Below are 382 nucleotides of genomic sequence, written 5' to 3'. Positions count from 1 at the left end.
CATAAAACCCCTTTTCAAGTTGATTAAATACATTGTAATGTATAAACTGATATTTAAAAAGGTACAAAATAAGACAAATTTAGGAGGTCAGTTATAAAATTGAAAAACACTTTATACCATCAACTTTATGAAAAATTAAAAAAACAAATAATTGAAGGTCAATTTAAAGAAGGTGATAAATTTTATTCTAAAAGACAATTAAGCAAACATTTATCTATCAGCCAAACAACCGTAGAACATGCATATCAACTTCTATTAGATGAAGGTTACATTTATTCAAGACCTCGCTCTGGATATTTTGTGTCCGAAATTGAATCTTTAACAATTTTAAACAATCAACCTATCCCTTCTCTTTTTGATGATGATTCATATAAACCAAAAG

1 protein-coding gene is annotated in these 382 nt (G+C 26.7%); it reads left to right on the top strand.

Features of this window, described 5'->3' with window-relative positions; translation table 11 throughout:
- Positions 1 to 99: 99 nt before the first annotated feature.
- Positions 100 to 382 (top strand): GntR family transcriptional regulator (locus ETB99_RS14780; RefSeq protein WP_171700950.1); only part of this gene is annotated, 283 nt, incomplete at its 3' end.

Source organism: Anoxybacillus sp. CHMUD (assembly GCF_013096965.1).
Classification (GTDB): Bacteria; Bacillota; Bacilli; order Bacillales; family Anoxybacillaceae; genus Anoxybacillus; species Anoxybacillus kestanbolensis_A.
This window is presented reverse-complemented; position numbering and strand designations above follow the sequence as displayed.